Genomic DNA, 13,608 nt, shown 5'->3' with positions numbered 1-13,608 from the left:
CGCCGTCGTCTGCTGGTGCGCCACAGGGTCTCCTCATATAGGGCGCGGGCGTCGCGGGCGTATCCCGAGTTGCGGCTAGACTTGACAGCTAGAACCAACCCGGAACGCCGTGTGGCCGTTAACCGCTGGAAATTTCCTTCCTGCAGGATATCAAGGCCGGCAGGGACGGGTATCAACCGAACAGTCCAGGAGGATCCGTGCCCGAGTCCAAGCCCCGCAAGCGGCCTGCCCGCCAGGCCCCACAGACTTCGGCCACGCAGCAGTACAAGCCCAACCCGGTTTGGTACAAGGCCGTCATGTTTGGATTGATGATCCTCGGCCTCCTGTGGATCATCACCTTCTACATCACTGAAGGGCAGTTCCCGGTCCGCGACTGGGCATCCTGGAACATCGTGGCCGGCTTCGGAATTGCAATTGTCGGGTTCCTCATGACCACGCGCTGGCGCTCCTAGGAATTCCGGACCTCACATTCCAGTGCTTGCTGGCGTCTACAGGATATGAGCAACCGGCACACCACGTTGGACTCCCCGTTGGGTCAGTTGACGCTGACAGCCCGCGGGGAGTTTTTGACGGGCATATTTTACGAAGGCCACTGGCATATGCCTCCGCCCGACTATTTCGGAGAGCCCACCACCATCGAGGACCCGGTGTTCTCCCGCACCCGGAGCGAGCTCTCCGAATACCTAGCCGGTCACCGCACCGAATTCAACGTGCCGTTCGAGGCACGCGGAAATCCCTTCCAGGAGAAGGTCTGGGCACGCCTCGAGACCATTCCTTTCGGGGAAACGGTCAGCTATGGGGAATTGGCCCAGGAACTGGGTGATCCCCACCTGGCGCAGGCAGTTGGTTCGGCTGTCGGCCGTAATCCCATCAGCATCATCATCCCCTGCCACCGGGTAGTGGGCCGAAAGGGGCAACTGACCGGCTATGCCGGCGGGCTTCGCAACAAGCGCTTCCTGCTGGAACTGGAAGAACCGGATTCCGTAAGAGAGGGCAAGCTCTTCTGATGGAAAACGGACAGGCGGCCAGCAAGAAACCGTTCGAAGCAGTTGTTCGGGAACGCGGGGCTACGGTGCTTCGTGTTTGCCGTGCAATTCTCGGCGTCCACGATGCCGACGACGCCTGGTCGGACACCTTCCTGGCCGCTCTCCAGGCCTATCCCGATCTTCCCGTGGGGGCCAACGTGGAAGCCTGGTTGGTGACCATCGCTCACCGGAAGTGCATTGACCATCTGCGGGCCGGTGCGCGCCGGGCATTACCTGTGGAACAACCGCCGGAACAACCAACCCGCCTGGGCCTTCCGGGCGAACGGGACACCGAGCTTCTCGACGCCGTCGCCAAGTTGCCCTCGAAGCAGCGCCAGGCCGTGGCGTACCACTACCTCGCCGGGCTGCCTTACAAAGAGATCGGCGCCCTTCTGGGCAGTTCCCCGGAGGCCGCACGCCGGGCCGGAGCAGATGGCGTGAAGGCGCTCCGGGCAGCCGTCCACACCCCCGTTCCGCTGGTCCATTCATCGTCGAAAGGTGAAGTGCAATGACCCTCGACCCCAGCCCCGGGCACACCGAGGTGTTGTCACTCCTGGAACCACTGGACGTTGCCCTTGGGCCCGCCCTCGCGGACCTCCATGCCCGCCTGGCCCTCGACGCACAACTGACCCACACCCTGGACATCGCCTACCGAACCGTCGATTCACCGGTGGGGAAGCTCCTCTTGGCAGCCACGGACCGCGGAATCATCCGGGTAGCCTTCGAATTGGAAAACCATGACTCCGTCCTGCAGTTGCTGGCGGACACGGTCAGCCCCCGCATTCTGGAAGCGCCCACGCGCCTCGACGACGCTGCCCGGGAACTCGAAGAGTATTTCGCCGGTACACGCCGCGACTTCGACCTCATCCTCGATTTCCGGTTATCCCGCGGTTTCCGGCTCAACGTCCTCCGTCACCTGCCCCGGATTCCATACGGCAACACGGCGAGTTATGCACAGGTGGCCCAGGCGGCCGGCAGCCCCAACGCCGTCCGTGCCGTGGGCACCGCCTGCGCCACCAACCCGCTTCCCGTGATCGTTCCCTGCCATCGGGTGGTCAAATCCGACGGCAGCTTCGGTGGCTACCTTGGAGGTCCTGAAGCCAAACGCGCATTGCTCACGCTGGAGGCCGCGGCGTGAGCGACGACGCCCTGTTCCCGCTGGAGCTGGTTCAACCGGAAAACCACGACGCCGGTCCACGCCTGGTGCGGCCGGGTGCGGTTCACGTCCCCGGTTGGCTGACCCTGGAGCAGCAACGATGGATCGTCGGGCGTTTTGGTGAATGGACCCAGGGACCCGTTCCCTTGCGGGCTGCAACTCTGCCGGGAGGGCATCAGATGTCCGTCCGCACGGTTTGCCTGGGATGGCATTGGCAGCCGTACCGCTATTCACGGACGGCGACCGACGTGAACGGCCTACCCGTCCTCGATTTTCCTGAGTGGATGGTCCGCCTGGGGAAGCAGGCCGTTGCTGCCGCGTATTCCCCGGACCTTGGAGTCGATGAATCCTTGATTGGCCTGTCCCGGGACTACGCACCGGATGCCGCCCTGGTGAACTATTACGGCGATGGAGCCGCCATGGGCATGCACCAGGACAAGGACGAGCATTCCAACGCTCCGGTGGTGTCCCTCAGCATCGGAGACACATGTATCTTCCGTTTCGGCAACACCGAGTCACGGACCAAGCCCTACACCGATCTGGAACTCCGTTCGGGCGATCTGTTCGTTTTCGGCGGGCCCTCCCGGTTCGCCTATCACGGCATCCCCAAGGTCCTTCCGGATACGGCTCCTGAGGGCTGCGGCCTCGATCGTGGACGGATCAATATCACCATGCGTGTCACGGGTCTGTCGTAAGACCGGACCCGTGGAAACCGGCTCCGTGCTACCCGGCTGTCGACGTGACAGCTGTTAATGTCACAGGTGCCGGGAAGAATATCCCCGGCAGTTAAATGCATGCCGGCCGCTGGGCCGGCATGGTTGCGGAGGAGTGCGCATGGCCCCGGATAACGGCACCATCATCGGACCGGACGGCTTGGCTCGTCCCTCATGGGCTGCCTCGGACCCGCTCATGCAGGCCTACTACGATCACGAGTGGGGCATGCCCGTGCGCGATGAACAGGGCATGTACGAACGCATCAGCCTCGAGGCGTTCCAGGCCGGCCTCTCCTGGGCCACCATCCTCCGGAAGCGCGAGGCCTTCAGAGAGGCGTTCCTGGACTTCCACCCGGAAAGCGTGGCCGCCTTCACGGAATCCGACGTGGAGCGCCTGATGCTCGACGCCGGGATAGTCCGGAACCGCCTGAAGATCAACGCCGCGATCACGAACGCCAAAGCCACCATTGCCTTGCGTGAGGAGGGCGGGCTGGTGGAATTCGTGTGGTCCTTCCAGCCGGACAGCACACCCGCTCCCCGCACATTGGCGGAAATCCCCACAACTTCGCCGGAGTCAATCGCCCTCTCCAAGGCCCTGAGGAAGAAGGGTTTCGCTTTCGTGGGACCCACCACCATGTACGCCCTGATGGAAGCAGTGGGCATCATCGATACCCATTTGGTGGACAGCCACCGGCGCGGCACGTCTGGAGTGTGGACCTAGGGGAAGCGTCCACCTTCGCTGTGGGCGGCTGAGCCGCTGTCCACAGAAGTGCGTAACTTTATCCACAAGGGTGGATAACTTCTGTGGACATCCACGTACTTAGGTCCAAAATCAGTGCCACACCGCGTATGGAGGGGCCAAACGGCCCATGTTGCCACTTATGCCCACTGTGCATCGAGCTGTGGATAGTGGTCCAAGCTTCACCGAAAATTCAACGTCGCAGGATTGCCTGGTTCGTCTTGGCGGAATAATCCGGCCACTACCTTGAGGCACCGGAGGCCCCGGTCGACTCTCGCCTCGCATCTTCCGAGTCCGTGCCGGTTACCCACTTAACAACAACCCCCTACCCACAAGTTATCCACAGATGGGGAAAACATGTGGGTTTCAGCAGAGGGATCGCTGTCGTGCCGGGCCTCAGCGGCCCTAAGCCGGACTGAACTACACGTGTGTAAGTTATTAACATTGTTGATAAGCCTGTTGATAGCCGCTTCCGCGCAGCGGAATTAACAGGCTTATCCACAGGCATCCCAAATTAGCCTTGTTTGTCCACAAATTCCGGGCTTGTGGGGACATAGTTATCCACAGGTGTGGAGAAATCCATGCCTTTCGGGGGATATCTAGCGCTTCAGGGGCTGCAACGAGGGCTTAACACGATAACTACACGTGTGTAAGTTACTCACAGTGTGGATAACGCTTGTGGATAACACGGGTGCCGCAGGGTGGGACGCCCTGGCCTGTGGGCTTAGCGTGGGTTCCATGAAGACCGACCTCAAGAAACTGATACCTGCCTACAGTGCGACCAAGGGACGGTTTTCTCTGCTTACCGTCCCGCCCATGCAGTACCTGATGATCGATGGCAAGGGTGACCCCAACACTGCCCAGGCGTACAAGGACGCGTTGTCGACCCTTTATCCGGTCGCCTACAAACTGAAGTTCTTCAGCAAGGGCGTGCTCGCGCGTGATTATGGTGTCATGCCGCTGGAGGCCCTGTGGTGGGCCGAAGACATGGATTCCTTCACCAGCGCCCGGGACAAATCACTCTGGTCGTGGACGTTGATGAACATGGTTCCCGAGTGGCTTACACAGGAACACATGGAGGCAGCGTGCAGGTCGGTCGCCGACAAGGGAGCGGCTCCTGCCGTAGATGCACTCCGTCTGGAATCGTTGGAAGAGGGTTTGAGCGTGCAGACACTTCACGTTGGCCCCTACGACGACGAAGGCCCCGTACTGGATGAGATGCACAACAGGTTCATACCGGAGCATTCACTGGCCATGGCGGGGAGGCACCATGAGATCTACCTCGGTGATCCCCGGCGTACTGCCCCGGACAGGCTCAGGACAATCCTGAGGCAGCCAGTCGTGCGCACGGCGGACTGAAGGTCGGAAAAGCAGCGAGCGTGGGGGCCAGTCCAAGCAACGGGCAGCCCGCTAGCCGGCAGTAATGCGGAACCAGGTCACCACGGCCAGCAAGCCGGCCACGAGGACCAGGCCGCCGGCTTGGAGCAGGGCCTGGTTCTTGCCCCGGGGGGCGTAGGCGATGGCTGCTGCGGCCAGGCCACCGGTAATCAGCCCGCCCAGGTGGGCCTGCCAGGCAATGTTGGGGACAAAGAATCCGATAGCGCCGTTGATGGCGATCAGGATCCAAAGTTGCCGGGTGTCGCCGCCGCGGTGCCGTTGAACCACCAGCATGGCCCCGAAGAGGCCGAAGATGGCACCGGAGGCACCGACGACGCCGGACAGAGGGTAGTCAGGGGTCAGCAGGAGATAGCCAATCGAGCCACCGACAGCAGACAAGAGGTAGACAGCCAGGAAGCGGATCCGCCCGAGCAGTGGCTCGAGGGCTTGTCCGAAGATCCACAGCGTATACATGTTCAGGACTATGTGGAGCAGGAATCCCTGGGAGTGCAGGAACGCTGCGGTCAACATCCGCCAAGGTTCCGTGGCCGCAAAAGCATTCGCGAACGCGAAGTCCTGGAAAATCAGGTCGCCGGGGACAATCCACTGAAGGATGTACACCAGCACGCAAAGCCCGATGATCGTGAACGTCACCAAAGGACGGCCGACAGCCAGGGCCCCGCCATACGGGGACCGGTACGCCGGCGTCGTACGTTTTTGTTCGTTGACGCAGTCAACGCATTGGAACCCGACGGCGGCCGTCCGCTGGCACTCGGGGCACGCGGGGCGCCCGCAGCGCTGGCACCGCACATAGGAGGGCCTGTCCGGGTGCCGCGGGCACACCGGAATATCAGCGGACGGCTCTGCCGACGGGATTCCGTAACTCATGGATTCAGCTCAGTGAATGACTAGAGCTGTTCGATGTCGATGCTGTTGATGACGACGTCCTCAACAGGGCGGTCGCCCATGCCGGTGCGGACAGCCTCAATGGCGTCGACAACCTTGCGGGATTCCTCATCCGTGACTTCACCGAAGATGCTGTGCTTGCCGAACAGCCAGTCGGTGTTGACCGTGGTGATGAAGAACTGTGACCCGTTGGTGCCCTTGCCCATCTGGATGCCGGCGTTTGCCATGGCCAGCTTGTACGGAGCGTTGAAGGTCAGTTCCGGGTGGATCTCGTCATCGAACTGGTAGCCGGGGCCACCGACGCCGCGGCCCAGGGGATCGCCGCCCTGGATCATGAAATCCTTGATGATCCGGTGGAAGATCGTGCCGTTGTACAGGGGAGTTCCGGTCTTGTCCTCGCCCGTCTCGGGGTGGTTCCAGGACTTTTCGCCGGTAGCCAGGCCAATGAAGTTGGCTACGGTCTTGGGCGCGTGGTTGCCGAAGAGGTCAACCTTGATGTCGCCGAGGGTAGTGTGGATCGTTGCTTTTGCAGTTGCAATGGTCATAGGGCCATTCTTCCATGCAGGGTCAACGCCGTTGCAGTTGTAAAGCCGGTTCCGCGCTCGGTGAAATCCGGGTCGAATCGGGCAGATGAATAGCCGGTGTTCCCCAAGCGACGTAGGCTAGCAACAAACGAGCACGTGTATCGGGAGGTAGTTGTGAAGAAAACAGACCGTATTGCCCGCGAACTCGAACAATCCGTTGCGGTTGGTGTGGATAACGCACGCGACTGGGCTGCGCCCCGTGTGGAAGCAGCCGTCAATTGGGCTGTTCCGCGCATCCAGCACGGCATTGACACCGCTTCCCCCAGGATCCAAGAGGGGCTGAAGTCCGCCGCGCACAACCTTGCCGACGGCGTGGCAGTTGTAACGCCGCGGATCCAGGATGGGCTGGCGCACCTCGCGCCGAAGATCCACGACGTCGTAGAGGACGCAACACCCCGGATCCAGGAGACGCTCAACAAGGCCACTCCGGCTCTGGGTATTGCGCGGGACAAAGTCGTGGACGAGTACCTGCCCAAGCTCTCTGAACAGTTGGGTCAGGCCTCTGTAGCCGTTCACCACGTTTTGGAGAACGCCCCCGCACAGGTTGACGCGGTTGCGCAGAAGCTTGTTGATTCAGGCGTGGTGCACAGCGTCCAGGAGCAGGCACACGCTACCGGCAAGCAGATCAAGGCCGTGGCTGACGAGGCCACCAAGGCCGTCTCCACGAAGTTGGGCAAGGAACCGAAGCCCAAGAAACGTGGATGGCTGATCTTCACCGTCATTGCCGCAGCTGCGGCCGCCGGTGTTGCCGCCTGGAAGGCTTCCAAGCCGGTTGAGGATCCGTGGAAGACGCCTTCTCCGGTCACCCCCACGCCGGCTCCGGTTCCGGCCGCCCCGGCACCGGCTCCCGCGGACACCGCAGCATCGGCAACGGCTGCGGAAGCTGCCAAGCCGGGTGCAACGGACATCACCCCGGAAGATGCAGCAGCCGAGGCCGAGCAGGCCACCAAGGACGCCTTCAAGAACGTCGAGGACTCCACCGCCAAGGTGGCAACCGACGCCAAGACGGCCGTGAAGAACATCGCGGCCAGCTTGAACAAGGACACCGAAGGCACCGGGGCTGACGCCAAGGGTACAAACAGCTAAGTGCTTTTCAGATAGGCAACGCTTCAATACTGGAGGGACTTCGGCAGCAGCCGGGGTCCCTCCAGTGTTTGCCGGCTTGTAACCAAAGCCTCCGGCTGGGGCGAGGATGCGGGTGTTAGATTTGGAGAGATGTCAGCCGATAGCCCCTTGACGGGCGCCCTCCAGGATGCCCCGGAACCCCCCGGGGTCTCCATCGTCATCCCGGCGTATAACGAAGAAAGCGTCATCCGCCAGTGCCTCATCGCTGCCATCTACCAGTCTGTCCCTGCTGACGAGATCATCGTGGTGGACAACATGTCCACGGACCGGACAGCACGGATTGTGCGGCAGATGCAGCAGGAATACCCCGAGAGCCCCATCATTCTCCTGCGACAGGACGCAACACAGGGTCTCATCCCCACACGCAACCACGGCCTGAACAGCGCTACGGGGGACGTCGTGGGCCGCATCGATGCCGACTCTGTCCTGGAACCGGATTGGGTTGAGCAGGTCCAGAAGGCGTTCACTGACAAGTCCGTGGCCGCTGCCACGGGGCCGGTGGTGTACTACGACATGCCCATGCGCCGGTTCGGACTCAAGGCCGATGACAAGATGCGCCAACTCATGCTGCGCCTGGCCAAGCACCAATACCACTTCCTGTTCGGCTCCAACATGGCCCTTCGCCGGACTGCCTGGGAAACCATCCGCGACGAGGCATGCCTCGATGAGAAGGATGAGATGCACGAGGACATCGACCTCTCGCTGCACCTTTTTGAGCACGACCTCAAAGTCCAGTACGTGCCCCAGATGGTCTCGGGCATGTCCGCGCGCAGGCTGGAAGACTCACCGAGGGACTACCGCTACTACGTCCAACGCTTTGACCGGACCTATAAGGCACATAACGTCAAAAAGATGGCCCTGAAAGCCCCCATGGTGGTGTTCTTCTCCGTGTATTTCCCCGCCAAATTGCTGCGGGCCATCCACACAGCCAATTCGGCTCAGGGCGTCCGCCGCGGCGGTCTGTAACGCCTGTAAGCCGTCGACGTACGACGCCGGCACTTCAGTCAGTGCCTAGCTCGGCTTCCCGCCGGTCAGCTTCCGGGCGGTCCGTTCCCGGGCGCTTGCGCCTCTGTCCGGCCACCACAACGGCCAGGCCGGCGAGTATGAGTCCCAATCCGGCGTAGATACCGGGCGGCAATGTTTCGTTGAGGAAGATGGCTGCCAGAATGGCTGCCCCTGGGATCTCCAGCAGGATGATCATGGATACCAGCAGGGGACTCATCGTTGCCAGCAAGTGATTGAAGGCCGTATGGCCCACCAATTGCGCACAAACGGTGATGGCGATGATGCCCAGCCAGCCGCCGGCGTCGAATCCTGACAACGGCTGCCCACTGACCAGCGCCATCAATGCCACGAGGGCCGCGCACATCCCGTAACAGAGCGTGGTGTAGGTTCCCGTTGCCATGGACTGCCGGGCTTTGCCGCCCGCCAGGGTGTAGAGACCTGCCAGGGCACCGCCAGAGACGGCCAGGAGATCTCCGAGCAGTGCTTCGGGGGAAGAACCCATATCGAATCCCGTGATCGCCACAACGCCCACGAAGGCGATGCCAAGGCCGGCCAGGACAGGCCAGAGGTGGCGGGTACCACGGAACATCTGGAAGACCGCGATCCACGCTGACTGCAGGCAGACCAGAGCAGTCGCCGCCGCAACGGACGTCAACTGGAGTGCGGTGATGAAGCACGCGAAGTGGAATGCCAATGCGACGGCGGCCACCGTCGACCAGCCGAACTCACGCCGGGTGATCCTGCCGAACGCTCTCGGCTCCCGGATAGCTACAGGCGCCGCCATCACCACAGCCCCGATGGCGTTCCGCCAGAAGGCGATGGCCAGTGCAGTCACCGAGGTGGCGCCCAAGGTCCCGGCAATCAGTGGTCCGGAGGAGGCTACACCCAGGACTCCCAGGGCGGCGATGAGAAGGTTCACAGACCAACCCTAGTGCGCCGGAGTGCCCTGTCCATTCGAGCTGCCGGCAAGAGCATATTCCGGATCTTGGTGTTAAACGCGAAAGTCCCGGTCATTCCTGACCGGGACTTTCCTTATGGTGGAGGCACGGGGACTCGAACCCCGAACCCCCTGCTTGCAAAGCAGGTGCGCTACCAATTGCGCCATGCCCCCATAAGAAGCAACCCGTCAATCATACCCCATCTCCGGACTGGCTTTTACCAGTTCAGAACCGGGATCTTCGGCTAATCAACCGTATCGGTTGACTTGCTCCAGACATCTTTCCGGGCTTCGGATTCCTGGTTCTTTTTATAAACCAGGACACCTGCGATTGCCGCTGCCACAACTATCAGCAACTTCTTCACAAGTACCTCATTCCGGCTCAGTTTTACCTGAACCTGTTTTGGTTCCGTGGGCGTACCAGGACTTGAACCTGGGACCTCTTCGTTATCAGCGAAGCGCTCTAACCGCCTGAGCTATACGCCCCGATGCCTCATCGGGCCGAGATATGACTGTACAGCACTTCCCGGCCCGATCTCAAATCGAGGCAATTTCGCGGAGGATTTCCGCCGAAAACGGCGAAATTCCGCGGATTTCTTCTAGTCGTCCGTCAGGGTGATGCCGACGCCGCCAACCAATGTTGCAGAAATGTTATACAGCACGGCCGACAGCATGGACAGCGCCGTCAGCAGAACAACATTCACCACGGCGATGATGGTGGCGAACGAGGCAACCTGGCCCAGCGAGGCAATCTTCTTCAGCTCGAAACCGCCGCCTTCAGAACCTGCGAGAGTGCCCAGGAGGCTGTCCACCTGGTTGAAGATTCCCGTAAGGTCCAGCACAGTCCACAGAACGATTGCAGCCACGACAGTGACAATGCCCAGCGCTACGGACAGCAGGAACGCCATCTTGAGCACCGACCACGGGTCCACCTTGCTGACCAGGAGGCGTGCACGGCGCACCTTCGCCTTGGGAGCGGGCTTTACCAAGCCGGGGGCACCCTGGGCCGGACGCTGGCCCGGGGCCCCAGCAGGCCGCTGGCCGGGCTGGGCCGGACGCTGCCCGGGGGCACCCGCAGGACGCTGTCCTGCCGGGGCAGGTCGTTGTCCGGCTTGAGCGGGACGCTGTCCGGGGGCACCGGCAGGTCGCGGAGCGGAGTTGGCACCCGTCGCCGGTCGTGCGCCTGTGGCTCCTGAACCGGTGGCTCCTGCTCCGGGTCGTTGCTGGGGCCGTGCAGGCGTTCCTGCCTGTGCATTGCCCGAGGGCTGCCGGAGTCCGCCGGGGACACCTGTGCTCGGCTTGGGATATGAGTCGGAATTACTCACTCGTTACCTCCGGTATTGTCTTCGTTCAGCTCCGCGCCCGATTCACTTTCCGGGTCTGCGTCGTTTTCCGTTGCGGGCGTTGCGGTCACCGCAGCGGCGCCGTCCTCTGCAGCCAACGTTACGTCATCGTCGGCTCCGTCTTCGGATTCCTCGCCTTCCAAACCGCGTTCGCTGTTGCGGGCAACTTCAATAATGCGGTCATTCTTGTCCGGTTTGGCAAAGATGACGCCCATGGTGTCGCGGCCCTTGGCGGGAACGCCGGTCACGGCTGAGCGGACCACCTTGCCGCCCTCCATGACCACCAGGACTTCGTCTTCTTCCTGGACGATCAAAGCGCCTACAAGGTCGCCACGGTCCTCGGCCAGCTTGGCTACCTTGATACCCAAACCGCCGCGGCCCTGGAGCCGGTACTCATCCACGGCAGTCCGCTTGGCATAACCGCCTTCGGTCACGATGAACACGAACGAGCCATCTTGAACCACGTCCGCAGCCAGCAGTTCGTCGTCCTCACGGAACTTCATACCCGTAACACCTGAAGTGGCACGGCCCATGGGCCGCAGGGCGTCATCCGTTGCTGTGAAGCGGATGGACTGGCCCTTGCGTGAGACAAGCAGGAGGTCGTCTGTTTCACTGACCAGCTGGGCTGAAACCAGTTCGTCACCATCGCGCAGGTTAATGGCGATGACGCCGGCGGTGCGATTGGTGTCGTAATCTTCCAGCCGCGTCTTCTTGACCAAGCCGTTCTTGGTGGCCAGAACCAGGTACGGAGCCTGCTGGTAATCCCTCAGGTCCAGGACCTGGGCGATGTGCTCGTCCGGCTGGAAGGCCAGAAGGTTGGCAACGTGCTGACCCTTGGCGTCGCGACCGGCTTCGGCAAGTTCGTAGGCCTTGGCGCGGTAAACACGGCCCAAATTGGTGAAGAACAACAGCCAGTGGTGGGTGGTGGTGACGAAGAAGTGCTCCACCACGTCGTCGCCACGCAGCTGGGCACCCTTGATGCCCTTGCCGCCGCGCTGCTGCGAACGGTAGTTGTCACTGCGGGTGCGCTTGACGTAGCCGCCGCGGGTGATGGTGACAACCATTTCCTCTTCAGGAATCAGGTCTTCCATGGACATGTCGCCGTCGAAGCCCATCAGGATGTGCGTCCGCCGGTCGTCGCCATGCTTGGCAACAATTTCAGCGAGTTCCTCGCTGATGATCTGGCGCTGGCGTTCTTCGGAAGCCAGGATCGAGTTGTATTCCTCGATCATCGCTTCGAGCTCGGAGTGCCGGTCCTGGATCTTCTGGCGCTCCAGGGCGGCAAGTCGGCGCAACTGCATGTCGAGGATGGCCCGGGCCTGGAGTTCGTCGATCTCCAACAGCTCCATCAGGCCTTCGCGGGCTGCTTCCGTGGTGTTGGACGCACGTATCAACGCGATGACTTCATCCAGCATGTCCAGTGCCTTGAGGAGTGCGCGCAGGATGTGCGCTTCTTCCTCGGCCTTGCGCAGCCGGTAACGGGTGCGGCGCGCAATGACGTCCATCTGGTGGGCAACCCAGTGCCGGATGAAGGCATCCAGGCTCAAGGTGCGCGGCACGCCGTCGACAATCGCCAGCATGTTCGCCGAGAAGTTGTCCTGCAGCTGCGTGTGCTTGTAGAGGTTGTTCAGGACCACCTTGGCCACGGCGTCGCGCTTGAGGACGATCACCAGGCGCTGGCCGGTGCGGCCGGAGGTCTCATCGCGGAGGTCGGCGATGCCCTGGATCTTGCCATCCTTGACCAGCTCGGCGATCTTGATCGCCAGGTTGTCCGGGTTGGCCTGGTACGGAAGCTCGGTGACTACCAGGCAGGTACGGCCCTGGAGCTCTTCAACGTTGACCACCGCGCGCATCGTGATGGAGCCGCGGCCAGTGCGGTAAGCGTCCTCGATACCCTTGTGGCCCAGGATGGTGGCGCCTGTGGGGAAGTCGGGTCCCTTGATACGCAGCAACAGGGCTTCAAGCAACTCTTCGCGCGTGGCGGTGGGGTTTTCCAGTGCCCACTGGACGCCCTCGGCAACTTCACGGAGGTTGTGCGGCGGGATATTGGTTGCCATGCCGACGGCGATGCCTGAGGAGCCATTGACCAGCAGGTTCGGGAAACGGGCCGGCAGGATGGTCGGTTCCTGGTTCTTGCCGTCGTAGTTGTCCTGGAAATCGACGGTTTCCTCGTCGATGTCCCTGACCATCTCCATGGCCAGCTGCGCCATTTTGGTTTCCGTGTAACGCGGTGCAGCAGCGCCGTCGTTGCCGGGCGAGCCGAAGTTACCCTGGCCCAGTGCCAGCGGGTAGCGCATGGTCCAGTCCTGGATCAGGCGCACCAGGGCATCATAGATCGCCATGTCACCGTGCGGGTGGTAGGTACCCATGACGTCGCCCACGACGCGGGCGCATTTGTTGAAGGAGCGGTCGGGGCGGTAGCCGCCGTCGAACATTGCGTACAAAACGCGGCGGTGAACGGGCTTGAGTCCGTCGCGGACGTCCGGGAGGGCGCGGCCGACGATCACGGCCATGGCGTAGTCCAGGTAGGACCGCTGCATCTCTGTCTGCAGGTCCACCTGCTCCACGCGGTCGGTCAGCACATCACCCTCAAGAACAACTTCCTCGGCGTCGTTCGATTCCGCCGGGACTTCGGGAGTTTCGTCACTCATAATCTAAGGTTTCCGTTTCAGGTATATGTCGGTTCTGGAATATTCAA

15 protein-coding genes and 2 tRNA genes are annotated in these 13,608 nt (G+C 61.9%); 9 read left to right on the top strand and 8 right to left on the bottom strand.

The window, feature by feature from the left end:
• Positions 1 to 197 precede the first annotated feature (197 nt).
• From PYR64_RS19555 to PYR64_RS19525, 7 genes are all read left to right on the top strand, one after another.
• Positions 198 to 452, top strand: coding sequence for a cell division protein CrgA (locus PYR64_RS19555; RefSeq protein ID WP_018778460.1), 255 nt, complete (start codon positions 198 to 200; stop codon positions 450 to 452).
• Between the two features lie 45 nt (positions 453 to 497).
• Complete coding sequence (locus PYR64_RS19550; protein WP_018778461.1) at positions 498 to 1,007, top strand: methylated-DNA--[protein]-cysteine S-methyltransferase; 510 nt, start codon at positions 498 to 500, stop codon at positions 1,005 to 1,007.
• Complete coding sequence (locus PYR64_RS19545; protein ID WP_039239002.1) at positions 1,007 to 1,537, top strand: RNA polymerase sigma factor; 531 nt, start codon at positions 1,007 to 1,009, stop codon at positions 1,535 to 1,537. Before PYR64_RS19550 ends, PYR64_RS19545 begins: the two co-directional genes overlap by 1 nt.
• Positions 1,534 to 2,163 (top strand): methylated-DNA--[protein]-cysteine S-methyltransferase, encoded by a 630-nt coding sequence (locus tag PYR64_RS19540; RefSeq protein ID WP_018778463.1) that lies wholly within the window; start codon positions 1,534 to 1,536, stop codon positions 2,161 to 2,163. Before PYR64_RS19545 ends, PYR64_RS19540 begins: the two co-directional genes overlap by 4 nt.
• Positions 2,160 to 2,876: an alpha-ketoglutarate-dependent dioxygenase AlkB gene (locus PYR64_RS19535; RefSeq protein WP_275777127.1), complete on the top strand. Its 717-nt coding sequence runs from the start codon at positions 2,160 to 2,162 to the stop codon at positions 2,874 to 2,876. Before PYR64_RS19540 ends, PYR64_RS19535 begins: the two co-directional genes overlap by 4 nt.
• Before the next feature lie 139 nt (positions 2,877 to 3,015).
• Positions 3,016 to 3,615: a DNA-3-methyladenine glycosylase I gene (locus PYR64_RS19530; RefSeq protein ID WP_275777125.1), complete on the top strand. Its 600-nt coding sequence runs from the start codon at positions 3,016 to 3,018 to the stop codon at positions 3,613 to 3,615.
• 756 nt (positions 3,616 to 4,371) lie between these two features.
• The gene (locus PYR64_RS19525) at positions 4,372 to 4,992 is read left to right on the top strand and encodes a GyrI-like domain-containing protein (RefSeq protein WP_275777123.1); all 621 of its coding nucleotides are present in this window, start codon (positions 4,372 to 4,374) and stop codon (positions 4,990 to 4,992) included.
• Positions 4,993 to 5,043: 51 nt separating this feature from the next.
• Here PYR64_RS19525 and PYR64_RS19520 read toward each other — a convergent pair whose 3' ends face one another.
• Both PYR64_RS19520 and PYR64_RS19515 read right to left on the bottom strand, forming a co-directional pair.
• Positions 5,044 to 5,898, bottom strand: coding sequence for a rhomboid family intramembrane serine protease (locus PYR64_RS19520; protein WP_055976705.1), 855 nt, complete (start codon positions 5,896 to 5,898; stop codon positions 5,044 to 5,046).
• 20 nt (positions 5,899 to 5,918) lie between these two features.
• Positions 5,919 to 6,461 carry a peptidylprolyl isomerase gene (locus PYR64_RS19515; protein WP_018778468.1) on the bottom strand — a complete coding sequence of 181 codons (543 nt, stop codon included), beginning with the start codon at positions 6,459 to 6,461 and terminating at the stop codon, positions 5,919 to 5,921.
• A 153-nt stretch (positions 6,462 to 6,614) separates the two neighbouring features.
• Here PYR64_RS19515 and PYR64_RS19510 point away from each other — a divergent pair, with 153 nt between their 5' ends.
• Together PYR64_RS19510 and PYR64_RS19505 are read left to right on the top strand one after the other, a co-directional pair.
• On the top strand, positions 6,615 to 7,586 hold the full coding sequence (locus tag PYR64_RS19510; RefSeq protein WP_018778469.1) for a hypothetical protein: 972 nt from the start codon (positions 6,615 to 6,617) through the stop codon (positions 7,584 to 7,586).
• Between the two features lie 129 nt (positions 7,587 to 7,715).
• On the top strand, positions 7,716 to 8,591 hold the full coding sequence (locus tag PYR64_RS19505; RefSeq protein ID WP_018778470.1) for a glycosyltransferase family 2 protein: 876 nt from the start codon (positions 7,716 to 7,718) through the stop codon (positions 8,589 to 8,591).
• A 34-nt stretch (positions 8,592 to 8,625) separates the two neighbouring features.
• On the opposite strand, the gene PYR64_RS19500 is transcribed toward PYR64_RS19505, so the two are convergent.
• From PYR64_RS19500 to gyrA, 6 genes are all read right to left on the bottom strand, one after another.
• A complete protein-coding gene (locus PYR64_RS19500; protein ID WP_039238996.1) occupies positions 8,626 to 9,549 on the bottom strand; it encodes a DMT family transporter in 924 nt (307 codons plus the stop codon).
• A 116-nt stretch (positions 9,550 to 9,665) separates the two neighbouring features.
• Positions 9,666 to 9,741: transfer RNA gene (locus tag PYR64_RS19495), tRNA-Ala, on the bottom strand.
• A 71-nt stretch (positions 9,742 to 9,812) separates the two neighbouring features.
• A complete protein-coding gene (locus tag PYR64_RS19490; RefSeq protein WP_018778473.1) occupies positions 9,813 to 9,932 on the bottom strand; it encodes a DLW-39 family protein in 120 nt (39 codons plus the stop codon).
• A 47-nt stretch (positions 9,933 to 9,979) separates the two neighbouring features.
• A tRNA-Ile gene (locus PYR64_RS19485) sits at positions 9,980 to 10,053 on the bottom strand.
• A 113-nt stretch (positions 10,054 to 10,166) separates the two neighbouring features.
• Positions 10,167 to 10,892 carry a DUF3566 domain-containing protein gene (locus tag PYR64_RS19480; protein ID WP_039238995.1) on the bottom strand — a complete coding sequence of 242 codons (726 nt, stop codon included), beginning with the start codon at positions 10,890 to 10,892 and terminating at the stop codon, positions 10,167 to 10,169.
• The gene (gene gyrA, locus PYR64_RS19475) at positions 10,889 to 13,561 is read right to left on the bottom strand and encodes a DNA gyrase subunit A (protein ID WP_079582045.1); all 2,673 of its coding nucleotides are present in this window, start codon (positions 13,559 to 13,561) and stop codon (positions 10,889 to 10,891) included. The genes PYR64_RS19480 and gyrA overlap by 4 nt, the downstream gene beginning before the upstream one ends.
• Between the last annotated feature and the right edge of the window lie 47 nt (positions 13,562 to 13,608).

The organism is Paenarthrobacter sp. Y-19, assembly GCF_029223985.1.
Classification (GTDB): Bacteria; Actinomycetota; Actinomycetes; order Actinomycetales; family Micrococcaceae; genus Arthrobacter; species Arthrobacter nicotinovorans.
This window is presented reverse-complemented; position numbering and strand designations above follow the sequence as displayed.